The sequence below is a fragment of the Kitasatospora brasiliensis genome (assembly GCF_032654805.1).
Taxonomy (GTDB): domain Bacteria; phylum Actinomycetota; class Actinomycetes; order Streptomycetales; family Streptomycetaceae; genus Kitasatospora; species Kitasatospora brasiliensis.
The window spans coordinates 666,511-690,895 of record NZ_JAUOOW010000001.1 but is presented as its reverse complement, the minus strand read 5'-3'; the positions used below and the strand labels follow the sequence as shown (position 1 = coordinate 690,895).

Here is a 24,385-nt window from a genome sequence, read left to right as displayed (position 1 = left end):
CAACGGCGCACTGGCGAGTGATCGAGGAGAGGGGTTCGGCCATGCCCGAACAGAGCGCCGCGGGCTCGCCGCCCCGGCCACCACTGACCCTGGACGAGCTGCGCACCCTGGTGGACGCCGGCGAGGTGCACACCGTCGCACTCGCCTTCACCGACATGCAGGGCCGCCTCCAGGGCAAGCGCTTCGCCGCCCGGTTCTTCCTCGACGAGGTCGCCGAGCACGGCGCCGAGGCCTGCGACTACCTGCTGGCCGTCGACGTCGACCTGAACACCGTGGACGGCTACGCCTTCTCGTCCTGGGCCACCGGCTACGGCGACTTCGCGATGCGCCCGGACCTCGCCACCCTGCGGCTGACCCCCTGGCAGCCCGGCACCGCCCAGGTCACCGCCGACCTCGCCCGGCACGGCGGCCACCCGGTGGACGCCGCCCCGCGCCAGCTGCTGCGCCGCCAGCTCGCCCGGCTCGCCGAGCACGGCCTGGCCGCCGACGTCGGCACCGAGCTGGAGTTCCTGGTCTTCCGCGACACCTACGAGCAGGCCTGGCAGGGCGGCTACCGTGGCCTGACCCCGGCCAACCTCTACAACGTGGACTACTCGATGCTGGGCACCGCCCGGGTCGAGCCGCTGCTCTCCCGCATCCGCACGGAGATGGCCGGCGCCGGCCTGGTGGTGGAGTCTGCCAAGGGCGAGTGCAACCTCGGCCAGCACGAGATCGCCTTCCGCTACGCCGACGCCCTCACCACCTGCGACCAGCACAGCGTCTACAAGACCGGCGCGAAGGAGATCGCCGCCCAACTCGGCTGCGCGCTCACCTTCATGGCCAAGTACGACGAGCGCGAGGGCAACAGCTGCCACATCCACCTCTCGCTGCGCGACGCCGTCGGAGCGCCCGCCTTCGCCGACCGGGACGGCCGGATGACCGACACCATGCGGCACTTCCTGGCCGGCCAGCTGCTCGCGCTGCGCGAGTTCAGCCTGCTGTACGCGCCGAACATCAACTCCTACAAGCGCTTCCGCCCGGGCTCCTTCGCCCCGACCGCCGTCGCCTGGGGCCGGGACAACCGCACCTGCGCCTACCGGGTGGTCGGCCACGGGCCCGGCCTGCGGATGGAGAACCGGGTGCCGGGCGGCGACGTGAACCCGTACCTCGCGGTGGCCGGGATGATCGCGGCCGGCCTGCACGGGCTCCAGCGCAAGCTGGAACTGCCCGCACCCTGCCTCGGCAACGCCTATGCCGTCGAGGAGTACGCCCAGGTGCCCGGATCGCTGCGCGAGGCGGCCGACCTCTGGGCGGGCAGCGAACTGGCCCGGGAGGCCTTCGGCGACGACGTGGTCGAGCACTACCTGAACATGGCCCGGGTCGAGCAGTCCGCCTACGACGGGGCGGTCACCGACTGGGAGCGCTACCGATCCTTCGAACGGATGTGAGCCGTGACCCCTACGAGCGATCCCACCAGCGGCACCGTCCGCAACCCCGCCACCGGCGAGGTGCTCGCCACCGTCCAGGACACCACCCCCGAGCGGCTGGACGCCGCCGTCCGGCGCGCGGAGCGGGCCCAGGCCGGCTGGGCCGCGCTGGCCCCCGGCGAGCGCGCCCGGCTGCTGCGCCGGTTCGCCGACCAGGTCGAGCTGCACGTCCCGGAGCTGGCCGCCCTGGAGGTGAGCGAGGCCGGCCACACCGTGGGCAACGCGCGCTGGGAGGCCGGCAACGTCCGCGACCTGCTGGAGTACGCGGCCGGGGGAGTGGAACGGCTGACCGGCCGGCAGATCCCCGTCCCCGGCGGCCTGGACGTGACCATCCACGAGCCGGTCGGCGTGGTCGGGGTGATCGCGCCGTGGAACTTCCCGATGCCGATCGCCGGCTGGGGCTTCGCCCCCGCCCTGGCGGCCGGCAACGCCGTGCTGCTCAAGCCCGCCGAGGCCACCCCGCTGACCGCGCTGCGCCTGGCCGAACTCGCCCTCGCCGCCGGCCTGCCCGAGGGCCTGTTCCAGGTGGTCCCCGGCGCGGGCGCCACCACCGGACGGGCCCTGGTGGACCACCCGGCCGTGCGCAAGATCGCGTTCACCGGCTCGACCGTGGTCGGCAAGGAGGTCGCCGCCCGCTGCGCCGCCCGCGCCAAGCGGGTCACCCTGGAGCTCGGCGGCAAGAGCCCCAGCATCGTCTTCGCCGACGCCGACCTGGCCCGCGCCGCCGACCCGATGTCCTTCGCCGACAACAGTGGCCAGGACTGCTGCGCCCGCAGCCGCATCCTGGTCCAGCGCGAGGTGTACGAGGACTTCCTCGCCCTGCTGCTGCCCGCCGTCGAGACCCTGCGCACCGGCGACCCGACCGACCCGGAGACCGCGCTCGGCCCGCTGATCTCCGCCGCCCAGGTCCGCCGGGTGGCCTCCTACCTCACCCCCGAACTGCCGGTGCTGGCCCGCGGCAAGATCCCGGACGGGCCCGGCTACTGGTACCCGCCGACGGTGATCGCCCCCGAGGACCCGCACGCCCCGGCCGTCACCGAGGAGATCTTCGGCCCGGTCGCCGCCGTCCTGCCGTTCACCGACGAGGCCGACGCGCTGCGGCTGGCCAACGCCACCCGTTACGGCCTGTCCGGCTCGATCTGGACCAGGGACGTCGGCCGCGCGCTGCGCCTGGCCCGGGGCGTCCGGGCGGGCAACCTGTCGGTCAACTCGCACGCCTCGGTGCGTTACTGGACGCCCTTCGGCGGCTTCGGCGAGTCCGGGGTGGGCCGCGAGCTGGGGCCGGACGCGCTGCGCCACTTCACCGAGACCAAGAACGTCTTCATCCACAGCGAGGAGTGACAGTCCGATGAGCGACAACGAGACCGTCTGCCGCCGGCTGGTCGGCCGCACCGCCGTGGTCACCGGCGCGGGCAGCGGCATCGGCCTGGCCGCCGCCCGCCGGCTCGCCTCGGAGGGGGCGAAGGTGGTCTGCGCCGACCTGGACGAGGAGACCGGACGGGCCGCCGCCAAGGAGGTCGGCGGGCTCTTCGTGCACACCGACGTCACCGACCCGTACATGGTCGAGGCGCTGTTCGACGAGGCGTACGAGACGTACGGCAGCGTGGACGTCGCGTTCAACAACGCGGGCATCTCGCCGCCCGAGGACGACTCGATCCTGACCACCGGCCTGGACGCCTGGCGCAAGGTCCAGGAGGTCAACCTGACCTCGGTCTACCTGTGCTGCAAGACCGCGCTGCCGTACATGCGCCGGCACGGGCGGGGCTCGATCATCAACACCGCCAGCTTCGTGGCCCGGATGGGCGCGGCCACCTCGCAGATCTCCTACACCGCCTCCAAGGGCGGGGTGCTGGCGATGTCCCGCGAGCTGGGCGTGCAGTTCGCCCGGGAGGGCATCCGGGTCAACGCGCTCTCGCCGGGGCCGGTGGACACCCCGCTGCTGCGCGAGCTGTTCGCCAAGGACCCGGAGCGGGCCGCCCGCCGGCTGGTGCACATTCCGCTCGGCCGCTTCGCCCGGGCCGAGGAGATCGCCGCCGCGGTGGCCTTCCTGGCCAGCGACGACTCCTCGTTCATCACAGCGAGCGAGTTCCTGGTCGACGGGGGCATCTCCGGGGCGTACGTCACCCCGCTGTAGCCGCCGCCGCGGCCCGGCGCACCGGGTTCTCACCGGAATCTCATCGAAAACGGCGGGAATTCCCTGCTGCGCTGATTTCGCGTTTATCCGGCTGGCTTTAGATTCTCTACCGTGAGCGAGCAGATTCCCGCCGGGTGGTACCCGGATCCGAAGGACACCACCTCCGAGCCGAGGCCGCAGCGGTGGTGGGACGGCAAGGGCTGGACGGCCGACACCCGGCCCGCGCCCGCGGACGCCCCGGCACCGGGCGCCGCCCAGGCGGACGCTCCACAGGCGGAGCCGACGGCGGCAGCGGGCACGGCCGAGCAGCCCCGGGTGCTGGAGGGCGAGGTGCTGGACAGCGGCCCGACCGTCCGCTTCCCGGAGCCGCCGGCCTTCGGCGCCGCCTACGGTTCGCCCGCCGGGCCGCCGCCCAGGCCCCGGCGCAAGCCCTCCAAGCTCGCGCTGGCCACCACCGTGGCCGCCCTGCTCGGTCTGGGCGCCGGCTCGGGGATCACCTACCTCGCGATGGACGGCCACGGGGACCGCTCCCCGCGCGGCAGCGCCCGGCCGGCTCCCCAGGGCGGCTACGGCCCGTGGGGCAACGGCATCCCCGGCTTCGGCGACCCGGGCAACGGCGACGGCGACGGCAGCGGGGGCAGCGGTGGCAACGGCGGCAGCGGCAAGGGCGGCAAGGGCGGTGGCGGCAAGGGCAACGGCAAGCTGCTGCCCGGCACCGACCAGGCGATCGACGTGGTGAACCGGCTCACCCTGCCCGTCCCGGACGGCTGGGAGGCCGGCACCACCAACCAGGGCTACGCCATGATCACCGTCGGCTCGTACACCTGCGCGGACGGCAAGAGCAGCTGCACCCTCGGCGGGGTGAACACCGGCAAGATCGACGGCGGTGGCACCGACGTCCAGGCGGCGGCCAGGGCCGACATCGCGGGGGCCGCCAAGGACGCGTACGGCGAGATCACCGGGCACCAGGAGCTCAAGTCCGAGGCCGTGAAGGTCAACGGGCAGGACGGCTACCTGGTCCGCTGGAAGGTGGACGCGCCCAAGGGCAACAACGGCTACGTGGAGACGGTGGTCTTCCCGTCCGCGGACGGCAAGTCGCTGGTCTCGGTGCACTTCGGCTTCGACATCGCCGACAAGGCGCCGGACGTCGCGGTGATGGACACCGTGGTCCAGGGCATCACCGCCTACAAGGGCAAGCTGCCGACGCTCCCGGGCCTGCCCGGTTCGGGCTCGGGCTCCGGCGGGACCAGCGGCAGCACCACCTGAGGTCGGACGCTCCTCACACGGCGGCGGCCCCACCCGGAGGAATCCTCCGGGTGGGGCCGCCGTCTCGTGTCGCCGCACGTGTCACGGGAGCCGGGCCGGACGGGGGAGTGGCCGGCCCGGCCCCGCGCCCGGCGTCAGGAGTCGCGTCGAACAGCCTCGACGCGACGGCGCCGGAGCACCATGCCGGCCCAGCCGACGCTGATCGCGGCCGCGCCGGCGAGCAGCAGCGGGCCGGTGGCCGAGGTGCCGCCCACGGCCGCGGAGGCGGTCGGGATCACCTGGCCGGCCGGGGAGTCCGGGTCCCCGCCGTGGCCGTGGTGGGCGACCGTGGACTTCGAGGCGTCGGCCGCGATCTGGGCGTCGCTGGGCGCGGCCGGGGCCTGGGCGGCGAGCGCCGACACGGCGGTGGTGGAGGTGCCGAAGTCGACGTCGGAGCAGGCGTAGAAGGCCTCGGGGCTGTCGCTGCGCTGCCACACCGTGTACAGCACCTGGCGGCCGGTGCGCTGCGGCAGGGTGCCGGAGTAGCTGTAGGAGCCGTTGACGGCGTTGCGGTCGACCTGCACCTGGGCGACCGGGGTCGGGTCGAGGTCCGACCACTTCAGCGGCTTGGTCGGGTCGTAGCTCGCCTTGGTGATGTAGACGGTCTGGGTGCCGACGTGCGGCGCGGTGGTGCGGAACTGGAAGGTGAACGAGCCGGGCTTCACCGCGGTGGCCGGCCAGTCGGCGCGCGGCCAGTCCAGCGCCGCGTACTTGTCGCGGTTGGCCGAGCAGAGCTTGCCGTCCGGGATCAGCGCCTGGCTGTTGCCGTTGGCGTTGGCGATGTTGACCTCGTTCCAGTCGTACAGCGGCTGGGTGCCGCTCGCGGCGACGAGGTCCTTGCAGACCTGCGACACCGGGTGCTCGGGGCCCTCGGCGTAGCAGGCGGCGACCCGGCTCACCGGGTTGGTCATCGTGCCGTGGGCACTGGCGGTACCGGCGGTGGCACCGGCCACCGCGAGGACCGCGGCGCCGACCACGCCGACGGACAGGGCACTGCGCTTGATGGACATGGGGTGGGGACTCCTCGACCGTCGTTCCGGGCGGGTGTGGGGGAAAGGGCACGCCTGCCCGTTCGGGAGCCGCCGGCCCGGCGCGCGACCCCCGGCGGAAGCGTAGGATTGGTCTGGACCAGAAGGCAATAGTCGGGCGCACTGCGCTTGTTGACGGGCTGTAGGCCCCCGAGCAGCGCAAAGGCCCGACGGAAGGCTGGAGTTAGCCGTTCCATCGGGCCCCGTTAAGGCTGGGGAAAGGTCAGGTGTTCATGTTGTTGATCTTGCCCGCCATGATCACGGTTCCGTTGTAGGTCCCGTTGTTGATCGTCTGGTTGTAAGTCTCGTGGGCCACCTGCTGGGGCGGCTTCGGCGCGAACTCCGCCAGGATCTCCTGGAGTTCCTCGGCTGCCTGCGGGTTCTCCCGGAACAGCGCGCGCAGCCGGTTGCGGAGGGCCGCGGCCTGGTCGGCCAGGACCTCGTCGTCGTCGCCCGCCTCCAGCACCTCGGCGCGGATCACCTCCAGCTCCGCGCTCGCCTCCTCGTCCCGCTCGCCGCGCCCGAACAGCCGGGCGATCCGTGAGCCGGCCTGGTTCCAGGCGGCCGTGGCCATCAGGCCGGCCACCGAGGTCGCCCCGGACCTCACCATCTCCTGCACGAGTTCGGTGTCCATGCTGCCCCCTCGGTGTTCGCGGTGTCGGCACCACGGTAGGGCAAAGACGGACGAAGCGTCAGAGGAACGTCCGGCCCTCGCCCCGGTACGTCGGCACCGTCCGGACGATCCGGTCGCCCTCGACCAGGTGCAGCTCGGCGAAGCGTTCGCACAGCTCGCCCGCCTTGGCGTGCCGGAACCAGACCCGGTCGCCGATCAGCAGGTCGTCCGCGGCCGGGCCGAGCAGCGGGGTCTGCACCTCCCCGGCGCCCTCCACCGGGTCGTAGCGCAGTCCGGCCGGCAGGTACGGCACCGGCGAGCGGTCCGGGCCGGCCGCGCCGGAGGCCGGGTAGCCGCCGCCGAGCACCGTCACCACGCCGAGGCCGGGGCGGCGCACCACCGGCTGGCCGAACAGCGCGGCCGGGCGGCCCCGGAACGAGCGGTAGTGGTCGAAGAGCCGCGGCACGAACAGCCCGGACCCGGCCGCCACCTCGGTGACGGCGCGTTCGGCCACGGTGGACTCCACGCTGCCGGTGCCGCCGCCGTTGACGAACTCCAGGTCGGCCACCTCCCGCAGCCGTCGGACCGCCGCCGCGCGCCGCACCGCCAGCTCGGTACGGGCCTTGGCCTGCATCAGCCGGATCAGCTGCGAGCGCACCGGCCGTCCCGGCACCTGGTCGCCCACCCCAGCGACGTGCCCCTCGTACGCCATCAGGCCGACCACCCGGAAGCCCCGGCGGCGTTGGACGAGCTCGGCGAAGGCGCCGAGGTCCTCGGGGGTGCGCAGCGGCGAGCGCCGGGCGCCCACCCGGACCCGGCCGCCGAGCAGGTGCAGCGAGGTGTCCAGCTCCAGGCAGACCCGCACCTCGGCGTCGCCGGCCCGGGCCGCGTCGATCAGGTCCAGCTGGGCCGGGTCGTCCAGGACGACGGTGATTTCGCGGGCGGCCCGCGGGTCGGCGGTCAGCTCGGCGAAGCCGGCCCGGTCGGCGGAGGGGTAGGCGAGCAGGATGTCGCGGATGCCGGTACGGGCCAGCCAGAGCGACTCGCCCAGGGTGAAGCTCATCACCCCGAGGAAGCCGTCCACGGCCAGCGCCCGTTCCAGCAGCGCCCGGCAGCGGACCGACTTGCTGGCCAGCCGGATCGGCTTGCCGCCCGCCCGGCGGACCAGGTCGGCGGCGTTCGCGTCGAACGCGGCGAGGTCCACGACGGCCACCGGGCCGTCCAGGTGGGCGGTGGCGCGGTCGTACCGGAGGCGGTCGGAGACCGGGGCGGGCGCGGTCGCGGGCGCGTCGAGGATCACCATGGGCGCAGGGTGCCACAGCGCGCTACCGGGGGGTAGGGGCCGCGTGCAGGGAAATGGGGCCGCCCGCGCGCGGTGGCATAGGGTCGGGCGGGTGGACCGCAAAGACTTCTCCAACCCGGCGTTCGTCGGCAAGAGCATCCCGAATCCCGGCTTCTCCGACGACGACGGCACCGCCGATCCGGCACTCACCGAGGCCCTCGCCCGCTGGTCGCAGGACCGCGCGGCCGAGCCGGAGGTGCTGGCGGCGCTGACCCCCACCCGGCTGATGGTCCCGATCGTCGCGATCCTCGGCGAGGTCGAGGTGAGCCCGGACGGGCACCGGCACGAGAAGACCAGCGACATGGCCGTCCCGGTGCTGGAGGCCCCGGACGGGCGCCGCGCGCTGCCGGCGTTCACCTCGCTCGACTCGCTCACCCGCTGGCGCGCCGACGCCCGTCCGGCGCCGACGGCCGCCCCGCAGGCCGCGATGGTCGCCTACTCGGAGCGTGCCGACACCCTGCTGATCGACCCAGCCGGGCCGGTGCCGTTCCTGCTGAGCGGCGCCCGGCTGCGGGCGCTCGCGGAGAACCGCCCGTTCCTGCCGCCGGTCCGCGACCCGGAGGTGCGCGAGGCGGTGCGCGGGCTGCTGGCGGCCGAGCCGCAGGTGGTCACCGGGCTGCTGGAGGCCTCGGAGGGCTCGGACGGGGTGGTCGTGGTGGTGTTCGACCCGGCGCTGGACCACCCGGGCATGGTGGAGGCCGTCGGACGGCTCGGGCAGGCGGTGGCCGCCGACCCGGTGCTGCGGGTGCGGCTGGACCTGGGGCTGGAGCTCGCGGTGCTGCCGGTCAGTGCGGAGCTGCCGGGGGAGCCGCTCCACCAGCGGTGAGGAGAACGCGAAGCGGGAGAGAACCCACTGGTCCGGTGGGTTCTCTCCCGCTTCGCGTTCCGGGATCAGGAGTAGACCGGCCCGGTGAACTTCTCGCCCGGCCCGGCGCCCGGGGCGTCCGGCACGATGGACGCCTCGCGGAAGGCCAGCTGGAGCGAGCGCAGCCCGTCCCGCAGCGGCGCGGCGTGGAAGTTGCTGATCTCCGGGGCGCCGGCGGTGACCAGCCCGGCCAGGGCGGTGATCAGCTTGCGGGCCTCGTCCAGGTCCTTGTCCTTCTCGCCGCCCTCGGCGAGACCGCACTTGACGGCGGCGGCGCTCATCAGGTGCACCGCGACGGTGGTGATCACCTCGACGGCCGGGACCTCGGCGATGTCGCGGGTGAGGTCGTCGAAGCCGATCGCGTCGTCGTCCGCGCCGGGGTTCTGGGTGGGCTCGCTGCTCAAGGGGGGCTCGTTCCTTCGTGCCGTGTGCGTACACGTGGAGCGTACAAGGGGCCCCACGCCGGGGCGGAATAGCGTTCGACCCCGTGACGCTGTAAGCTTCGAGACTGACCGGCCGGGATCCCGTATGGGCGCTCGGCCAGCAAGTGGAGGCTCCACTGAGGAGGCCCGAGAGGGCAACCGCGAAAGTCTCCCACCTGGTCGGCCTCAGGGTCGACGGGTCCCGGTCCGCGACGGGCGCCCTTGGCGCCGAGTCGCCGCAACGCCCCTCACCGGGCGTCGCCTCCGGTTGTGTGGAGCCCCGCTTGTACCGAGCGGGGCTTTTTTCGTGTGGCGGTGTACGTACCGGACAGCGCAGCACGAATGAAGCCCCGCCCAGTGGTCGAGTCCACTACGTGCGACCGCCGTCCGACGGCCGCATCGCAGAAGGTGCAACCGAGGAGGCCCCATCAGCACCGAGCCCCGCATCAACGACCGGATTCGCGTCCCCGAGGTGCGACTCGTCGGTCCCAGCGGCGAGCAGGTCGGCATCGTGCCGCTTGCCAAGGCGCTGGAGCTCGCGCAGGAGTACGACCTCGACCTGGTCGAGGTCGCGGCGACCGCCCGGCCGCCGGTGTGCAAGCTCATGGACTACGGCAAGTTCAAGTACGAGTCGGCCATGAAGGCCCGTGAGGCGCGCAAGAACCAGGCGCACACGGTCATCAAGGAGATGAAGCTCCGGCCGAAGATCGACCCGCACGACTATGACACCAAGAAGGGTCACGTCGTCCGGTTCCTCAAGCAGGGCGACAAGGTCAAGATCACGATCATGTTCCGTGGTCGTGAGCAGTCCCGCCCCGAGCTGGGCTTCCGTCTGCTCCAGCGGCTCGCCGACGACGTCCAGGACCTGGGCTTCGTCGAGTCCTCGCCGAAGCAGGACGGCCGGAACATGATCATGGTCCTTGGCCCGCACAAGAAGAAGACCGAGGCGATGGCCGAGGCCCGCGCCCTCGCGGACGCCCGCAAGGCCGAGCGTCAGGGCCGCACCCTCGGCTCCGACGACGCCGCGGAGAGCGTCGAGGACGACGTGACCGAGGACGACGTGACCGAGGTCGACGTGGCCGAGGTCGAGGACGACGTGACCGAGGCGCAGGACGCCCCGGCCGAGGCGCAGGCCGTCGAGGCCGACGCTCCGGTCGAGCAGCCGGCCGCCTCCCAGGGCGCCTGAGCCTTCACCGGCCAGGAGGCCCGGGAGACCGGCCCACAGGGTGACGGGGCGCCCCGCCCGGTCACCGCAGATCCATCCAGTTCACGCCCGCGTGGCAGCCGCCGCGCGGGCGCGGACGGGACCGACGAGGAGATACGGCGAAATGCCGAAGCAGAAGACGCACAGTGGCGCCAGCAAGCGCTTCAAGATCAGTGGCTCTGGCAAGGTGCTGCGCGAGCGCGCCGGCCGCCGCCACCTCCTGGAGCACAAGCCCTCGACGCTGACCCGCAAGCTGGCCGGGACGATCGAGCTGGCCCCCGCTGACGCCAAGAAGATCAAGAAGCTTCTCGGCAAGTGATCGCCCTCCCGCCCGGCGCGAGCCGTGAGCGGGGCAGCTGATCCTTCCCGACCCATTCGAATGACGGACCACGTGAAGTAGTCCGTGGTCCAACCCAAGGAGTAATCAAGTGGCACGCGTCAAGCGGGCAGTCAACGCCCACAAGAAGCGCCGGGTCATCCTGGAGCGCGCCAGCGGCTACCGTGGCCAGCGTTCGCGCCTGTACCGCAAGGCCAAGGAGCAGGTCACCCACTCGCTGGTCTACAACTTCAACGACCGCAAGAAGCGCAAGGGCGACTTCCGTCAGCTGTGGATCCAGCGCATCAACGCTGCGGCCCGTGCCAACGGCATCACCTACAACCGCTTCGTGCAGGGCCTGAAGGCCGCCAGCGTCGAGATCGACCGCAAGATGCTGGCCGACCTGGCCGTCAACGACCCGGGTGCGTTCGCCTCCCTGGTCGAGGTCGCCCAGAAGGCGCTGCCGGCCGACGTGAACGCCCCGAAGGCCGCCGCCGACGCCGCCTGATCTTCCGAGATCGGTTGAGCTCTGACCGGACCCGCAGGCTCTCCTGCGGGTCCGGTCCTGCTTTGACCCCCTCCTTCGCGCCTCCAGAGATCGAGACCATGCCGAGCACCGACACCCCCCTGCTGACCTCCCTGCGCTCGCCGCGCGTCGTCGCCGCCCGTCGGCTGGCCAAGCGCAACCAGCGCACCAAGGAGCGCCGCTTCCTGGCCGAGGGCCCGCAGGCCGTCCGGGAAGCCGTCGCCTTCGGCAGGCTGCCGGGCACCGGTGAGCACGCCGTGGTCGAGGTCTACGTGACGCCGGAGGCCGCCGAGCGGCACGCCGGGATCGTCGAGGCCGCCCTGGACGAGGGGCTGCCGGTGCTGACCGCCACCGACGAGGTGATCGCGGACATCTGCGACACCGTGACCCCGCAGGGGATCGTGGCGCTCTGCCGCTTCATCGACACCCCGTTCGACGAGGTGCTCAAGGCCGGCCCCAAGCTCGTCGCGATCCTCGCCCACGTGCGCGACCCCGGGAACGCCGGGACGGTGCTGCGCACCGCCGACGCGGCCGGCGCGGACGCCGTGGTGCTCACCGACGCCTCGGTGGACCTCTACAACCCGAAGGCCGTCCGGGCCTCCGTGGGCAGCCTGTTCCATCTGCCGGTGGCGGTCGGCGTGCCGGTCGAGGAGGCCGTCGGCAAGCTGCGCGAGGCCGGGATCCGGGTGCTCGCCGCGGACGGCGCCGGGGAGCGCGACCTGGACCAGGAGCTGGACGAGGGCACCCTGGGCGCGCCCGGCGCATGGGTGTTCGGCAACGAGGCGTGGGGGCTTCCGGAGGAGACCCGCGCGCTCACCGACGAGGTCGTGCGCGTGCCGATCCACGGCCACGCCGAGAGCCTCAACCTGGCCACCGCGGCGGCCGTCTGCCTGTACGCCTCGGCCCGCGCCCAGCGCTCGCCGGGCGGCTGCCGCTCGAAGGCCTGACTCCCCGGGGGCGCACCGGGATCACCCACTGCAAGCCCTACTGCGCGGGCCTGGGAGGCGCTAGGGTCTGCCTCGGTGGGGGGAACGGCACGGTGGGTAATCGGGGAGGCAACCCATGGTCGGCAGCGGACCCGAACTGGACCCGGATGACCTACCGGACGGCCTGGTGGTCGCCGACGCGCTGGGCCGGGTGGTCTGCTTCAACCGGGCCGCGGCCCGGCTCACCGGCGTGCTCCCGCAGGCCGCGCTCGGCAGCGCCCTGGAGGACGTCCTGCCGCTGGAGGACCTGGACGGCCGCCGCTGGTGGCAGCTGACCGACCCGTACGGCGGCCTGGCCATCCGCACCCGCCAGCCGGAGCGCAACCTGCTGCTGCCCGGGGGGCGCGAGGTGCTGGTCTCCGCCCGGTACGTGCGCGGCGCGCCGGGCGGGCGGCTGGAGCGCCTGGTGATCGCCCTGCGCGGCACCGAGGCCCGGCGCCGCACCGAGCGCAGCCACGCCGAGCTGATCGCCACCGTGGCGCACGAGCTGCGCTCCCCGCTGACCAGCGTCAAGGGCTTCACCGCGACGCTGCTGGCCAAGTGGGAGCGGTTCACCGACGGGCAGAAGCGGCTGATGCTGGAGACCGTGGACGCCGACGCCGACCGGGTCACCCGGCTGATCGCCGAGCTGCTGGACATCTCCCGGATCGACGCCGGCCGGCTGGAGCTGCGCAAGCAGGTGGTCGACCTGGCCGCGGCGGTGCGCCGGCACGTGGAGCGCAAGGTCGCCACCGGCATCCCCGAGGAGCGCTTCGACGTCCGGGTCAGCGAGCCGCTGACGGTGCTGTGGGCGGACCCGGACAAGGTCGACCAGGTGCTCGCCAACCTGCTGGAAAACGCGGTGCGGCACGGTGAGGGAACTGTCACGATCGAGGTGGCACCGGCCAAGGAGGTCGTCGAGGCGCCCGTCTGGGAGCGCTCCGGCACCCCGCCCCGCATCGTGGAAGGCACCGCGGTCACCGTGAGCGATGAAGGCAGTGGCATCCCCGAGGACTCGATGCCGCGCGTCTTCACCCGCTTCTGGCGCGGTTCCAAGCGCGGTGGCACCGGCCTGGGCCTCTACATCGTCAAGGGCATCGTGGAAGCCCACGGCGGCTCGATCCGCGTCGACCGCGCGCCCGGCGGCGGCGCCCGGTTCCGATTCGTCCTGCCCGCCGGGGTGCCCGACTTCATGCTCTGAAAGAGGCACGAAGCGATCGGCACAGCATGCCGTGGGGCGCCTGCAGGGCGCTGTGGGGCACCTGCCCGGGCGGGCTGCGGGGAAGCGGCGCCGAGCGGCGCTACAGGCTGCGACTACACTCGACCTTTGGCGATGGCCCAAAGACCTTGAGCACGGACGAGCAGGAGCACGGGAAAGATAGAGATGTCGGCACCCAACAAGTCGTACGACCCGGTCGAGGTCGAGGCCCTGAAGCCCGAGGTGGTGGAGCAGGCGCGGGACGAGGCGATCGCCGCCTTCGCCGCCGCCGGTTCCCTGGACGAGCTGAAGCAGGCCAAGGTCGCCCACACCGGCGACCGCTCCGCGCTCTCGCTCGCCAACCGCGAGATCGGCGCCCTGCCCCCGCACGCCAAGGCGGCCGCCGGAAAGCTGATCGGCCAGGCCCGCGGGGCCGTCAACCAGGCCCTCGCCAAGCGGCAGGCCGAGCTGGAGGCGGAGCGGGACGCCCGCGTGCTGGTCGAGGAGGCGGTGGACGTCACGCTGCCGTACGACCGCGCTCCGCGCGGCGCCCGGCACCCGCTGACCACCATGGCCGAGCGCATCGAGGACACCTTCGTCGCGATGGGCTACCAGGTCGCCGAGGGCCCCGAGGTCGAGGCCGAGTGGCTCAACTTCGACGCCCTCAACCTGGGCCCGGACCACCCGGCCCGGTCGATGCAGGACACCTTCTTCGTCCAGGCCCCGGACGGCTCCGCCGACTCCGGCGTGGTGCTGCGCACCCAGACCTCCCCGGTCCAGGCCCGCACCATGCTCGACCGCGAGCCCCCCATCTACGTGGTCTGCCCCGGCCGGGTCTACCGGACCGACGAGCTGGACGCCACCCACACCCCGGTCTTCCGCCAGGTCGAGGGCCTCGCGGTGGACGAGGGCATCACCTTCGCCGACCTCAAGGGCACCATCGAGGTGCTGGTCGAGAAGCTGATCGGCGGCGGCCTGGAGCTGCGCTGGCGTCCGTCGTACTTCCCGTTCACCGAGCCGAGCGCGGAGATCGACCTCCAGTGCTTCGTGTGCCGCGGCGAGAGCGTCGGCAACCCCGACCGGCCGTGCCGCACCTGCTCCTCCGAGGGCTGGATCGAGCTCGGCGGCTGCGGCGTGGTCAACCCGCGGGTGCTGGTCGCCTGCGGTGTCGACCCCAACCGCTACAGCGGGTTCGCCTTCGGCCTGGGCCTGGAGCGAATCCTGATGAACCGCCACAACGTCGCCGACATGCGCGACATGGTCGAGGGTGACGTCCGCTTCACCCTCCCGTTCGGGATGGAGATCTGATGCGCGTCCCGCTTTCCTGGCTGCGCGAGTACGTCGACCTGCCGGCCGGCGAGACCGGTCGTGACGTCGCCGAGCGCCTGGTCCGGGCCGGCCTGGAGGTCGAGACCGTCGAGCAGCTCGGCGCGGACCTCAAGGGCCCGCTGGTGGTCGGCGAGGTGCTCTCCATCGAGGAGCTGTCCGGCTTCAAGAAGCCGATCCGGCACTGCTTCGTCAACGTCGGCGACGCCAACGGCACCGGCGAGCCGCAGGAGATCGTCTGCGGCGCGACCAACTTCGCCGTCGGCGACAAGGTCGTGGTCGTGCTCCCGGGCGCCGTGCTGCCCGGCCCGTTCCCGATCGCGGCCCGCAAGACCTACGGCCACACCTCGGCCGGCATGATCTGCTCCGCCCGCGAGCTGGGCATGGGCGACGACCACGCCGGCATCATCGTGCTCCCGCCGGAGTACGAGGCCGGCACCGACGCCATCGAGCTGCTCCAGCTGGTCGACGAGGTGCTCGACATCGCCGTCACCCCGGACCGCGGCTACTGCCTGTCCATGCGCGGTGTGGCCCGCGAGGCCGCCGCCGCGTACGGGCTGCCGCTGGCCGACCCGGCGCTGCTCGACGTGCCGCCGGCGAACTCCTTCGGCTACCTGGTGAAGGTCAACGACCCGACCGGCTGCGACCGCTTCGTGGCCCGTACGGTCGTCGGCGTCGACCCGAACGCCAAGTCGCCGATCTGGCTCCAGCGCCGGCTCCAGAAGTCGGGCATCCGCCCGATCTCGCTGACCGTCGACATCACCAACTACGTGATGCTGGAGGTCGGCCAGCCGCTGCACGCCTACGACAAGCAGCGCGTGGACGGCCCGATCTCGGTCCGCCGGGCCGAGCAGGGCGAGACCCTCACCACCCTGGACGGCGTCGAGCGCAAGCTCTCCGCCGAGGACCTGCTGATCTGCGACAACAGCGGCCCGATCGGCCTGGCCGGCGTGATGGGCGGCGCCTCCACCGAGATCCTCGACCCGGCCGCCGGTCCGGGCACCACCGAGGTGATCATCGAGGCGGCGCACTTCGAGGCCGTCGCCATCGCCCGCGCCGCCAAGCGGCACAAGCTGCCCTCCGAGGCGTCCAAGCGCTTCGAGCGCGGCGTCGACCCGGAGGCCACCCGCGCCGCCGCGCAGCGCGCCGTCGACCTGCTGGTCCTGATCGCCGGCGGCACCGCCGAGGCCGGGGTCACCGACATCGCGGCCCCGCACCCGCTGCGCACCATCACCATCGCCGCCGACCTGCCCGACCGGGTGGCCGGCACGGTGTACGGCCGCGAGACCGTCACCCGGCGCCTCCAGGAGGTCGGCTGCTCGGTCTCCGGCGCCGACATCCTGGAGGTCACCCCGCCGACCTGGCGCCCCGACCTCACCGACCCGTACGACCTCGCCGAGGAGGTCATCCGGCTGGAGGGCTACGACAACGTCCCCGCCCGGATGCCCAACGTTCCCCCGGGCAAGGGCCTGACCGAGGCCCAGCGGGTGAACCGCCGGATCGGCGTCGCGCTGGCCGCGGCCGGCTACGTCGAGGTCAACAACTACCCGTTCCTCGGCGAGCCCGCCTTCGAGGCGCTCGGCCTGGAGGCGGACGACCGGCGTCGCCGCACGGTGAAGCTGGTCAACCCGCTGAACGACGAGGAGCCGGCGCTGCGCACCACGCTGCTGCCGGGCCTGCTCGGCGCGCTGCGCCGCAACGTCGGCCGGGGCAACACCGACCTGGCGGTCTTCGAGACCGGCACCGTCTTCCTGCCCAAGGACGAGCTGAGCGTGGCTCCGCGTCCGGCCGTCGACCACCGGCCCAGCGCCGAGGAGCTGGCCGAGCTGGACGCCGCGCTGCCGGACCAGCCGCGCCGGATCGCCGTCGCCCTCGCGGGCGAGCGGCTGCCGTCGGGCTGGTGGGGCAAGGGCGCCCAGGCCTCCTGGGCGGACGCCGTCGAGGCGGCCCGTACGGTGGCCCGCGCGGCCGGCATCGAGCTGACCGTGCGCCAGGGGCAGCTGGCCCCCTGGCACCCGGGCCGCTGCGCCGAGCTGCTGGTGGCCGGCACCGACCGGGTGGTCGGCCACGCCGGTGAGCTGCACCCGCGGGTGGTCAAGGCGCTCGGGCTGCCGGCCCGCACCGCCGCGATGGAGATCGACGTCGACCTGCTCACCGCCGACGGCGCCGAGCGGGTCAGCGGCCCGACCGTCTCCGGCTTCCCGGTGGCGACCCAGGACGTCGCGCTGATCGTCGACACCGCCGTCCCGGCCGCCGACGTCGAGGCCGCGCTGCGGGCCGGCGCGGGCGAACTGCTGGAGGCCATCCGGCTGTTCGACGTGTTCACCGGCGAGCAGGTCGGCGAGGGCAAGAAGTCGCTGGCGTACGCGCTGCGCTTCCGCGCCGTCGACCGCACGCTGACCGCCGACGAGGCCACCGCCGCCCGTGAGGCGGCCGTCGCCGAGGCCGTCGCCCGCACCGGCGCGGTGCTGCGCGGCGCCTGACCCGGCAGCGCCTGAGAGGGCCCCGCCCCGGACCACGTGTCCGGGGCGGGGCCCTTTCCGTGGCCGGGGTGGTGCCGCGTCGCACGGTGGCCGGCGGGCGCGTCGCCGGGTGAACTGACGGAGCGTCAATTCGGCTGCGGTGACCTGCGGTTTCGAAGTTTTCTTGAAGAGGTTCTGTCAAAACCCTTGCGGGAGTGCGGGCGGGCGGGCTTTCCTTCTTCTTGTTAGGAAAGTTTCCTAACCCATCGAGGAATCGGAGCGTCCCATGCGCCCTCAGCCCCGTCGTGCCCTCCGCATCGCCCTCGCCGCCGCCCTGGTGGCCGCGCCCCTGACCGTCGCGGCCACCTCGGCGGCCCAGGCCGCCCCGTCGACGGCCGCCGTCCAGCTCCAGGGAGTCGGGCTGGACGACCCGCACAAGAAGGACATCGCGATGCAGCTGGTGTCCAGCGCGGAGAACTCGTCGCTGGACTGGAAGGCCCAGTACAAGTACATCGAGGACATCAAGGACGGCCGGGGCTACACGGCCGGCATCATCGGCTTCTGCTCCGGCACCGGTGACATGCTGGACCTCGTCCAGCACTACACCGACCTCAAGCCCGGCAACGTCCTGGCCAAGTACCTGCCGGCCCTGAAGAAGGTCAACGGCACCGAGTCGCACTCCGGCCTCGGCTCCGCGTTCGAGAAGGACTGGGCCACCGCCGCCCAGGACACCGTCTTCCAGAAGGCCCAGAACGACGAGCGCGACCGGGTGTACTTCAACCCCGCCGTCAACCAGGCCAAGGCCGACGGCCTGCGCGCGCTCGGCCAGTTCGCCTACTACGACGCCATCGTCATGCACGGCCCGGGCACCAGCTCGGACAGCTTCGGCGGCATCCGCGCGGCGGCCATGAAGAAGGCCAAGACCCCGGCCCAGGGCGGCGACGAGGTCACCTACCTCAAGGCCTTCCTGGACGCCCGCAAGGTGGTCATGAAGAAGGAGGAGGCCCACTCCGACACCAGCCGGGTGGACACCGAGCAGCTGGTCTTCCTCAACGCCAAGAACTTCGACCTCAACCCGCCGCTGAAGTGGAAGGTCTACGGCGACAGCTACGCCATCAACAGCTGACGCGACGTCAAAAAGCGGGGCCCGGTGGCTGGTTCACAGCCGCCGGGCCCCGCCGTCGGTGTCAGGCGCTCGCGGTGTAGTCGTAGAAGCCGCGGCCGGACTTGCGGCCCAGCAGGCCGGCGTCGACCATCCGGGAGAGCAGCGGGGGAGCGGCGTACAGCGGCTCCTTGTACTCGTCGTACATCGACTCGGCGATCGAGACGATGGTGTCCAGGCCGATCAGGTCGCACAGCCGCAGCGGGCCCATCGGGTGGGCGCAGCCGGCCTCCATGCCCTTGTCGATGTCGGAGGCGGTGGCCACGCCCGACTCGAACATCCGCACCGCGGACAGCAGGTACGGCACCAGCAGCGCGTTCACCACGAAGCCGGCCCGGTCGCGGGCGCGGATCGGCTCCTTGCCGAGCACCTGGGAGGCGAAGGCCTCGACCCGCTCGGTGGTGGTCGCCGAGGTGGTCAGGGTCGGGATGACCTCGACCAGCTTCTGCACCGGCGCCGGGTTGAAGAAGTGCAGGCCGATGACCTGCTCCGGGCGGCTGGTGGCGGCGGCCAGCTTCACGATCGGGATCGAGGAGGTGTTGGAGGCCAGGATCGCGTCACGGCGCTCGACCACCCGGTCCAGGGTCTCGAAGATCTTGACCTTGATGTCCTCGCGCTCGGCCACGGCCTCGACCACCAGGTCGCGGTCGGCGAAGTCGGACAGCTCGACGGTGAAGGACAGCCGGCCCAGCGCCTCGTCCCGCTGCTCGGGGGTCAGCTTGCCCCGCTTGACCGCCGTGTCCAGGGAGTTGGTCAGCCGGGTGCGGCCGAACTCCAGCGCCTCACCGCTGGCCTCCGCCACCAGGACGTCCAGCCCGGCCCGGGCGAAGACCTCGGCGATGCCCGACCCCATCAGGCCGCAGCCGATCACTCCGACGCGCGCGATGTCACTCACTCAGTTGCCCTTCGGTGGTGCTGGGGATCGCCCAGCTACTGGTGGCCCAGCGAGCTGCTGGTCAACGGGCCGGTGTACCGGAATGGGTGCACCGGACACCGTCCCGACGACGTTACTACTCCGTACTGGCCAGTAGGTCACCCCCTCCCCGGCAGGGTGCCAGTGCTCGGCCTCACCCGAACGAGTGAGGCGACGACCACCACCCGTGTGCCCGGGGCCCGGTGTCGCCCGGCGGCGGACAGAATGCCGCAGACAGGGCCGGGGGCGGCAGGGGGCGCGGAAGGGAGCACAGGGTGTCGACGGGATCGCTGGCGGGACAGGCCGCCCTGGTCACCGGCGCCGGCCGGGGCATCGGCCGGGAGATCGCCATCGGCCTGGCCGCCGAGGGGATGGCCGTCGGCCTGGTCGGCCGCACCCACGAGACGCTGACCGACACCCTCAAGGAGTGCGTCAAACGCGGCTCTCGCGGCGTCGCCGTCACCGCCGACGTCACCCGCCCCGGCTCGGTGCGCGAGGCGGTCCGGGTGGTCGAGCGCGACCTCGGGGCGATCGATCTGCTGGTCAACAACGCCGGCCTGGTCGACCGCGCGGAGGTGCCGCTCTGGGAGACCGACGCCAACCAGTGGTGGCAGGTGATCGAGACCAACCTGCGCGGCCCCTACAACCTGCTGCGCTGCGTACTGCCCGGCATGGTCGCCCGGCGGCGCGGCCGGGTGATCAACCTCAACTCCGGCTTCGCGCTGCGCCCGGAGGGCAACTACACCGCGTACGCCACGTCCAAGGCCGCGCTGCTCAAGCTCTCCGACAACATGGCGGACTCGCTCGCCCGCAACGGCGTCGTCGTCCTGGACATCAGTCCGGGCGCGGTGGCCACCGACATGACCGCCGGGATGCCGAGGTTCCGGGACACCAAGAGCTGGGGTTCGATGGCGTACGTGGTCGCGGTCACCGTGGACGCCGCCCGCGGCCGCTTCGACGCGCTGCACGGGCGGTTCATCCACGCCGGCCGGGACGACCTGGAGGAGCTGGTCAACCGGGCCGACGCGATCCGCGCCGCGGACGCCCGGACGCTGCGGCTGCGGCCGTACAAGGACGACGACCCGATGGTCTGACCGGACCGTCCGGGCCGTTCAGGCGCAGAGCTGGCTGGCGGTCACCGGCTTCAGCCCCGCCTTGGCCAGGCCGTCCAGGATGGCGGGCAGCGCGTCCACCGTGCACTGGTGGCCCATGTGCAGCGCCACCACCGAGCCGCCGCGCACCGAGTTCAGCACCCGGCGTTGCAGCTCGGCCGCCGACGGGTCGTTGTAGTCGCGCGGGTCGACGTCGAAGGACAGCACGTGCTCGTATCCGACCGCCTTGGCCTGCTCGCGCACCATCGGCGTGGCGTACTGGGCGGCGGACGGCCGGAACCAGCGGCCGATCGAGCCGGTGAGCCGCTGGAGGCGCTCCGCGCACTGGGCGATCTCGGCGCGCGCCTGGTCCGGCGTCATGGCGGAGATGTTGAGGTGGTTCTGGGTGTGGTTGCCCAGCTCGTGGCCGCCGTCCAGGATCCGCCGGGCCATCTGCGGCTGCTGGTCGAGCCAGCTGCCGACGGCCATCACGGTCAGCTTGGCGCCGCGCTGCTCGGCGATCTCCAGCAGGGCGGTGGCCAGCTTCGGGTCCCCGCTGCCGTGGACGGTGAGTGCCACGTTCTTGCCGGTGCGCGGCCCGTACGCGACCTCGACCGGGGTGCCGGGCGCGAGCGGCGGCAGCGCCGGCGGGGTCGGCGGCGCGGTGGCCGCGGTCGCCTCCGCGTCGGGCTGGGGCTCCGCCGGGGTGGCGGGCGCGGCGGAGGCCGGGCCCTCGCCGCCGCTCCACGCCGGGTCCGTGGTGTGCTGCGGGTCCACGGTGCCGGGGTGCGCGGCGAACGCCCCCGGGTCGGCCCGGCGGGGGGTGCCGGTGCCGCAGGCGGTGAGCAGGCCGCCGGTGGCGGCGAGGGCGGCGAGTCGGGCGGTGGCGCGCAGTACGGTGCGGCGGTCGGCAGTCATCGGCAGCCAGCATAGAGAGGACGGTCCCGGCGGGCGATCCGGAACGGCCGTCCGCACCTTTCTTGACGTGCACACACTCCGCCACCGGTTTGTTGCGTAAACCCGAACTTCCGCTGTTTCCCCCGTGTGTCCTTGGATACGATCGCCGCGCACCGAGAGTTGACAGGCAATCGCCGGATTCCTCCGGCATTCGCGCATGGGGGGCGGACGGATGTACGAGGACAGCGAGGCCATCGGGGGGACGGACATGGAGTGGGACTGGCCCGGAACCGACGACTGGCAGCCGCCGAAGGAACTGGACACCGGCGTCCCGCACACCGCCCGGATGTACGACTACTACCTCGGCGGCAAGGACCACTTCGAGGCCGACCGCATGGCCGCCCAGGCCGCGATAACCGCCTACCCCGCGCTGCCGCTGCTGGCCCGCACCAACCGGCAGTTCCTCGGCCGCGCCGTCGAGTTCGTGGCGAGCCGCGGCGTGCGCCAGTTCGTCGACATCGGCACCGGCATCCCGGCGGTCGGCTCCACCAACGAGGTCGCCCAGCGGGTCGCCCCGGACGCCCGGGTGGTGTACGTGGACAACGACCCGATCGTCGCCACCCACGCCCGCGCCCTGCTGGGGAGCCACCCGGCCGGGCACACCTCGGTGATCGAGGCCGACCTGCGCGACCCGGCCGCGATCCTCGCCCACCCGGGGCTGGCCGGAGCCATCGACCTCGGCCAACCGGTCGCGCTGATGCTGGTCGCCGTCCTCCACTTCATCCGCGACGAGGACGGCGCGCAGCAGATCGTCCGCACCCTGCGCGACGCGCTCGCCCCGGGCAGCGCGCTGATCCTCTCCCACGGCAGCCCCGACTTCGCCTCCCGGGAGAGCGCCGCCGAGGGCACCCGCATCTACCGCGGCGCCAGCGCCCCGCTGGTGCTGCGCCCCCGGGCCGGCGTCGAGCCGTTCTTCGGTGACTTCGAGTTCGTCGGCCCCGGGCTCGTCCAGCTCCCGCTCTGGCGCCCCACCGCGGGCCACGTCCCGACCGCCGCGCTCCCCGAGGGCTGGCAGGACGTCTCGGCGTACGCCGGCGTCGCCTTCAAGAACTAGACCTTCAGGTCCGGTCCCGGTGCCGCCGGGACCGGACCGCGGGTAGCCTGCGGCGTGACCACCACCCTGCCGCCGCTGCCCCCCGACGTCGCCGACCTGCTGCGCGCCCTGGACGCCCCGCCCCGGCTCGTCGCCCACCTCGCGCTGGTGGGTGAAGTGGCCGAGCGGATAGCCGAGTTCTGCGCCGGCGAGGGCCTGGCCTTCGACCGCGAGGCCGTCCGGTACGGCGCCGCCACCCACGACATCGGCAAGACCGCCCACCCCGAGGAGCTCTCCGGGCCGGGCTCCCGGCACGAGGCGGCCGGCCACGCCCTGCTGCGCTCCCACGGCGTCCCCGAGCACCTCGCCCGCTTCGCCCGCAGTCACGCGAGCTGGGGCGAACCCGGTGTCACCGTGGAGGAACTGCTGGTCAGCCTCGCCGACAAGGCCTGGAAGAACAAGCGGGTCCGGGACCTGGAGGACCTCGTGGTCGACCGGCTCGCCGCCGCCACCGGACGGGAGCGCTGGGAGGCCTTCCTCGCCCTGGACGACCTGCTCACCGCCATCGGCGAGGACGCCCCGCGCCGGCTCGCCGTCCAGGCCGCCCACCCGGTCCGTACGGGCTGAGACCGGGCGAAAACGGCGCGACACGGCGGGCGCCCCAGTGCTAGCTTCCGCAGCATGGAACCCCTGAGCGAGAACGAGATCCGCGCGTCCTTCGTCAACTGCTCCAAGGGCGAGGCCCGCCGGCTCAACCTGCCCCGGGGCCTGGCCGAACTGCCCTGGGAGAGCCTGGACTTCCTCGGCTGGCGGGACCAGGGCGCACCCGACCGGGCGTACCTGGTGGCGCCGTACGGGGGCGAGCCGGTCGGCGTGACGCTGCGCTCGTCGGTGATCCGGCGCAGCCTGACCAAGACCAACGTGTGCTCGCTGTGCATCACCGCGCACGCCGGGTCGGGGGTCGCGCTGCTCGCCGCCCGCCGGGCCGGGGCGGCCGGGCGCGAGGGCAACACGGTCGGGACGTACATCTGCGCCGACCTGGCCTGCTCGCTCTACGTGCGGGGGCTGAAGAAGTCCACCCTGGTCACCCGGCCCGACGAGTCCCTGCCGCTGGAGCAGCAGATCGACCGGACGGTGGGCAACCTCGGCGGCTTCCTCGCCAAGGTGCTCGCCACCGCCGGGGTGTAACGGCCCGGCGGCTCTCAGTGCCCGCGCAGCTGGTCCAGGTCGCGGCGCTCCCGCTTGGTGGGGCGCCCGGCCCCGCGGTCGCGCACCCCGGCCGCCGCGACGAACTCGCGCGCCGGCCGCGGCGGGCTGTTGTCGACCAGGCACTCCGCCGCCGCCACGGCGCCGACCCGCTTGCGGATCAGCTGCCGCACCACCACGATCCGCTCGTACCCCTCCTCGCGGATCCGGACCTCGTCCCCGGGCTTCAGCGCCTGGGCGGGCTTGGCCCGTTCGCCGTTCACCCGGACGTGCCCGGCGCGGCAGGCGGCCGCCGCCAGCGCCCGCGTCTTGACCAGCCGGACCGACCAGATCCAGCTGTCCACCCGTACGCTTCCCTCGTGTTCAGCCATTCCCGGAGCCTACCGAAACGGCGGACGGCACCTCCTGGACCGCCCAGCCGTTGCCGTCCGGGTCGTTGAAGAAGACGAAGTTGTTCCACGCCTCGCCGTGCCCGTCCACCCGGCCCCCCGCCACGAAGTGCTGGACCGGGCTGACCTGCACGCCCCGCGCCTTCAGTTCGGCGTGCGCCTTCTCGATGTCGGGCACCACCAGTTGGAGCCCCTTGACCGAGCCCGGCGGCGCGTCGATCACGCCCTTGCCGACCACGATCGAACAGGGCGAACCCGGGGGAGTCAGCTGGACAACGCGGATCCCGTCGCGCAGCCGGGTGTCGTGGTCGACGGTGAACCCGACCTGCTCCTCGTAGAAGAGCTTCGCGCGGTCCACGTCCGATACCGGGACCACCACGACTTCGAGTTTCCACTCCATCGCCCTCACCCCTCTCGGTCGGGCTCTTCCAGTATCCGTCCGTAATCGCCGCAGGGAGCCGT

At 73.0% G+C, this 24,385-nt stretch carries 25 protein-coding genes; 17 read left to right on the top strand and 8 right to left on the bottom strand.

The window, feature by feature from the left end:
* Positions 1-41: 41 nt before the first annotated feature.
* From QWJ13_RS03135 to QWJ13_RS03120, 4 genes are all read left to right on the top strand, one after another.
* Entirely contained in the window at positions 42-1,427 is a 1,386-nt protein-coding gene (locus QWJ13_RS03135; protein ID WP_316520299.1) for a glutamine synthetase family protein, read from the top strand.
* A gap of 3 nt (positions 1,428-1,430) precedes the next feature.
* On the top strand, positions 1,431-2,807 hold the full coding sequence (locus QWJ13_RS03130) for an aldehyde dehydrogenase family protein (RefSeq protein WP_316520298.1): 1,377 nt from the start codon (positions 1,431-1,433) through the stop codon (positions 2,805-2,807).
* 7 nt (positions 2,808-2,814) lie between these two features.
* A complete protein-coding gene (locus QWJ13_RS03125) occupies positions 2,815-3,600 on the top strand; it encodes a 3-oxoacyl-ACP reductase (protein WP_316520297.1) in 786 nt (261 codons plus the stop codon).
* Positions 3,601-3,711: 111 nt separating this feature from the next.
* On the top strand, positions 3,712-4,866 hold the full coding sequence (locus QWJ13_RS03120; RefSeq protein WP_316520296.1) for a DUF2510 domain-containing protein: 1,155 nt from the start codon (positions 3,712-3,714) through the stop codon (positions 4,864-4,866).
* A 134-nt stretch (positions 4,867-5,000) separates the two neighbouring features.
* On the opposite strand, the gene QWJ13_RS03115 is transcribed toward QWJ13_RS03120, so the two are convergent.
* The 3 genes from QWJ13_RS03115 to QWJ13_RS03105 all read right to left on the bottom strand — a co-directional run bounded on the left by QWJ13_RS03115 (position 5,001) and on the right by QWJ13_RS03105 (position 7,849).
* On the bottom strand, positions 5,001-5,915 hold the full coding sequence (locus QWJ13_RS03115) for a lytic polysaccharide monooxygenase auxiliary activity family 9 protein (protein ID WP_316520295.1): 915 nt from the start codon (positions 5,913-5,915) through the stop codon (positions 5,001-5,003).
* 241 nt (positions 5,916-6,156) lie between these two features.
* Complete coding sequence (locus QWJ13_RS03110; protein ID WP_316520294.1) at positions 6,157-6,567, bottom strand: hypothetical protein; 411 nt, start codon at positions 6,565-6,567, stop codon at positions 6,157-6,159.
* A gap of 58 nt (positions 6,568-6,625) precedes the next feature.
* Positions 6,626-7,849, bottom strand: coding sequence for an amino acid deaminase/aldolase (locus QWJ13_RS03105; RefSeq protein WP_316520293.1), 1,224 nt, complete (start codon positions 7,847-7,849; stop codon positions 6,626-6,628).
* A 91-nt stretch (positions 7,850-7,940) separates the two neighbouring features.
* On the opposite strand from QWJ13_RS03105, the gene QWJ13_RS03100 reads away from it, so the two are divergent.
* Complete coding sequence (locus QWJ13_RS03100; protein WP_316520292.1) at positions 7,941-8,714, top strand: SseB family protein; 774 nt, start codon at positions 7,941-7,943, stop codon at positions 8,712-8,714.
* 65 nt (positions 8,715-8,779) lie between these two features.
* Here QWJ13_RS03100 and QWJ13_RS03095 read toward each other — a convergent pair whose 3' ends face one another.
* A complete protein-coding gene (locus QWJ13_RS03095; RefSeq protein ID WP_316520291.1) occupies positions 8,780-9,157 on the bottom strand; it encodes a DUF1844 domain-containing protein in 378 nt (125 codons plus the stop codon).
* A gap of 445 nt (positions 9,158-9,602) precedes the next feature.
* Between QWJ13_RS03095 and infC the strand changes: the two genes are divergently transcribed.
* The 8 genes from infC to QWJ13_RS03055 all read left to right on the top strand — a co-directional run bounded on the left by infC (position 9,603) and on the right by QWJ13_RS03055 (position 18,298).
* Positions 9,603-10,361 (top strand): translation initiation factor IF-3, encoded by a 759-nt coding sequence (gene infC, locus QWJ13_RS03090; protein WP_316521616.1) that lies wholly within the window; start codon positions 9,603-9,605, stop codon positions 10,359-10,361.
* 142 nt (positions 10,362-10,503) lie between these two features.
* Positions 10,504-10,698, top strand: coding sequence for a 50S ribosomal protein L35 (gene rpmI, locus QWJ13_RS03085; protein ID WP_045701618.1), 195 nt, complete (start codon positions 10,504-10,506; stop codon positions 10,696-10,698).
* A 109-nt stretch (positions 10,699-10,807) separates the two neighbouring features.
* A complete protein-coding gene (gene rplT / locus QWJ13_RS03080) occupies positions 10,808-11,203 on the top strand; it encodes a 50S ribosomal protein L20 (protein ID WP_030055649.1) in 396 nt (131 codons plus the stop codon).
* Between the two features lie 98 nt (positions 11,204-11,301).
* The gene (locus QWJ13_RS03075; protein WP_316520290.1) at positions 11,302-12,168 is read left to right on the top strand and encodes a TrmH family RNA methyltransferase; all 867 of its coding nucleotides are present in this window, start codon (positions 11,302-11,304) and stop codon (positions 12,166-12,168) included.
* Between the two features lie 115 nt (positions 12,169-12,283).
* Positions 12,284-13,387 carry a sensor histidine kinase gene (locus QWJ13_RS03070; protein WP_316520289.1) on the top strand — a complete coding sequence of 368 codons (1,104 nt, stop codon included), beginning with the start codon at positions 12,284-12,286 and terminating at the stop codon, positions 13,385-13,387.
* 183 nt (positions 13,388-13,570) lie between these two features.
* Complete coding sequence (gene pheS, locus QWJ13_RS03065) at positions 13,571-14,692, top strand: phenylalanine--tRNA ligase subunit alpha (protein ID WP_316520288.1); 1,122 nt, start codon at positions 13,571-13,573, stop codon at positions 14,690-14,692.
* Positions 14,692-17,193 carry a phenylalanine--tRNA ligase subunit beta gene (gene pheT, locus QWJ13_RS03060; protein WP_316520287.1) on the top strand — a complete coding sequence of 834 codons (2,502 nt, stop codon included), beginning with the start codon at positions 14,692-14,694 and terminating at the stop codon, positions 17,191-17,193. The genes pheS and pheT overlap by 1 nt, the downstream gene beginning before the upstream one ends.
* Before the next feature lie 265 nt (positions 17,194-17,458).
* Positions 17,459-18,298, top strand: a complete 840-nt coding sequence (locus tag QWJ13_RS03055) for a chitosanase (protein WP_316520286.1) — start codon at positions 17,459-17,461, stop codon at positions 18,296-18,298.
* Between the two features lie 61 nt (positions 18,299-18,359).
* Here the strand turns inward: QWJ13_RS03055 and QWJ13_RS03050 are convergent, their stop codons facing one another.
* The gene (locus QWJ13_RS03050; RefSeq protein WP_316520285.1) at positions 18,360-19,229 is read right to left on the bottom strand and encodes a 3-hydroxybutyryl-CoA dehydrogenase; all 870 of its coding nucleotides are present in this window, start codon (positions 19,227-19,229) and stop codon (positions 18,360-18,362) included.
* A gap of 293 nt (positions 19,230-19,522) precedes the next feature.
* On the opposite strand from QWJ13_RS03050, the gene QWJ13_RS03045 reads away from it, so the two are divergent.
* Complete coding sequence (locus tag QWJ13_RS03045) at positions 19,523-20,341, top strand: SDR family NAD(P)-dependent oxidoreductase (protein ID WP_316520284.1); 819 nt, start codon at positions 19,523-19,525, stop codon at positions 20,339-20,341.
* 18 nt (positions 20,342-20,359) lie between these two features.
* Here QWJ13_RS03045 and QWJ13_RS03040 read toward each other — a convergent pair whose 3' ends face one another.
* Positions 20,360-21,256 carry a polysaccharide deacetylase family protein gene (locus tag QWJ13_RS03040; RefSeq protein WP_316520283.1) on the bottom strand — a complete coding sequence of 299 codons (897 nt, stop codon included), beginning with the start codon at positions 21,254-21,256 and terminating at the stop codon, positions 20,360-20,362.
* A 211-nt stretch (positions 21,257-21,467) separates the two neighbouring features.
* Between QWJ13_RS03040 and QWJ13_RS03035 the strand changes: the two genes are divergently transcribed.
* Genes QWJ13_RS03035 through QWJ13_RS03025 form a run of 3 tightly spaced genes read left to right on the top strand, consistent with a single transcriptional unit; the run spans position 21,468 to position 23,516 of the window.
* A complete protein-coding gene (locus tag QWJ13_RS03035) occupies positions 21,468-22,349 on the top strand; it encodes an SAM-dependent methyltransferase (protein WP_316520282.1) in 882 nt (293 codons plus the stop codon).
* A 54-nt stretch (positions 22,350-22,403) separates the two neighbouring features.
* On the top strand, positions 22,404-22,955 hold the full coding sequence (locus QWJ13_RS03030) for an HDIG domain-containing metalloprotein (protein ID WP_316520281.1): 552 nt from the start codon (positions 22,404-22,406) through the stop codon (positions 22,953-22,955).
* 54 nt (positions 22,956-23,009) lie between these two features.
* On the top strand, positions 23,010-23,516 hold the full coding sequence (locus QWJ13_RS03025) for an FBP domain-containing protein (protein ID WP_316520280.1): 507 nt from the start codon (positions 23,010-23,012) through the stop codon (positions 23,514-23,516).
* Positions 23,517-23,530: 14 nt separating this feature from the next.
* Here the strand turns inward: QWJ13_RS03025 and QWJ13_RS03020 are convergent, their stop codons facing one another.
* On the bottom strand, positions 23,531-23,905 hold the full coding sequence (locus QWJ13_RS03020; protein WP_316520279.1) for an RNA-binding S4 domain-containing protein: 375 nt from the start codon (positions 23,903-23,905) through the stop codon (positions 23,531-23,533).
* Complete coding sequence (locus QWJ13_RS03015) at positions 23,898-24,323, bottom strand: VOC family protein (protein ID WP_316520278.1); 426 nt, start codon at positions 24,321-24,323, stop codon at positions 23,898-23,900. Before QWJ13_RS03015 ends, QWJ13_RS03020 begins: the two co-directional genes overlap by 8 nt.
* Positions 24,324-24,385: the final 62 nt, after the last annotated feature.

Bases quoted from the DNA above. Each gene is read 5' to 3' on its own strand.
- QWJ13_RS03135 (WP_316520299.1), top strand. From the start codon at position 42: ATGCCCGAACAGAGCGCCGCGGGCTCGCCGCCCCGGCCACCACTGACC.
- QWJ13_RS03125 (WP_316520297.1), top strand. From the start codon at position 2,815: ATGAGCGACAACGAGACCGTCTGCCGCCGGCTGGTCGGCCGCACCGCC.
- QWJ13_RS03115 (WP_316520295.1), bottom strand. From the start codon at position 5,915: ATGTCCATCAAGCGCAGTGCCCTGTCCGTCGGCGTGGTCGGCGCCGCG.
- QWJ13_RS03110 (WP_316520294.1), bottom strand. From the start codon at position 6,567: ATGGACACCGAACTCGTGCAGGAGATGGTGAGGTCCGGGGCGACCTCG.
- QWJ13_RS03105 (WP_316520293.1), bottom strand. From the start codon at position 7,849: ATGGTGATCCTCGACGCGCCCGCGACCGCGCCCGCCCCGGTCTCCGAC.
- rpmI (WP_045701618.1), top strand. From the start codon at position 10,504: ATGCCGAAGCAGAAGACGCACAGTGGCGCCAGCAAGCGCTTCAAGATC.
- QWJ13_RS03075 (WP_316520290.1), top strand. From the start codon at position 11,302: ATGCCGAGCACCGACACCCCCCTGCTGACCTCCCTGCGCTCGCCGCGC.
- QWJ13_RS03070 (WP_316520289.1), top strand. From the start codon at position 12,284: ATGGTCGGCAGCGGACCCGAACTGGACCCGGATGACCTACCGGACGGC.
- pheS (WP_316520288.1), top strand. From the start codon at position 13,571: ATGTCGGCACCCAACAAGTCGTACGACCCGGTCGAGGTCGAGGCCCTG.
- pheT (WP_316520287.1), top strand. From the start codon at position 14,692: ATGCGCGTCCCGCTTTCCTGGCTGCGCGAGTACGTCGACCTGCCGGCC.
- QWJ13_RS03055 (WP_316520286.1), top strand. From the start codon at position 17,459: ATGCGCCCTCAGCCCCGTCGTGCCCTCCGCATCGCCCTCGCCGCCGCC.
- QWJ13_RS03040 (WP_316520283.1), bottom strand. From the start codon at position 21,256: ATGACTGCCGACCGCCGCACCGTACTGCGCGCCACCGCCCGACTCGCC.
- QWJ13_RS03035 (WP_316520282.1), top strand. From the start codon at position 21,468: ATGTACGAGGACAGCGAGGCCATCGGGGGGACGGACATGGAGTGGGAC.
- QWJ13_RS03025 (WP_316520280.1), top strand. From the start codon at position 23,010: ATGGAACCCCTGAGCGAGAACGAGATCCGCGCGTCCTTCGTCAACTGC.
- QWJ13_RS03020 (WP_316520279.1), bottom strand. From the start codon at position 23,905: ATGGCTGAACACGAGGGAAGCGTACGGGTGGACAGCTGGATCTGGTCG.
- QWJ13_RS03015 (WP_316520278.1), bottom strand. From the start codon at position 24,323: ATGGAGTGGAAACTCGAAGTCGTGGTGGTCCCGGTATCGGACGTGGAC.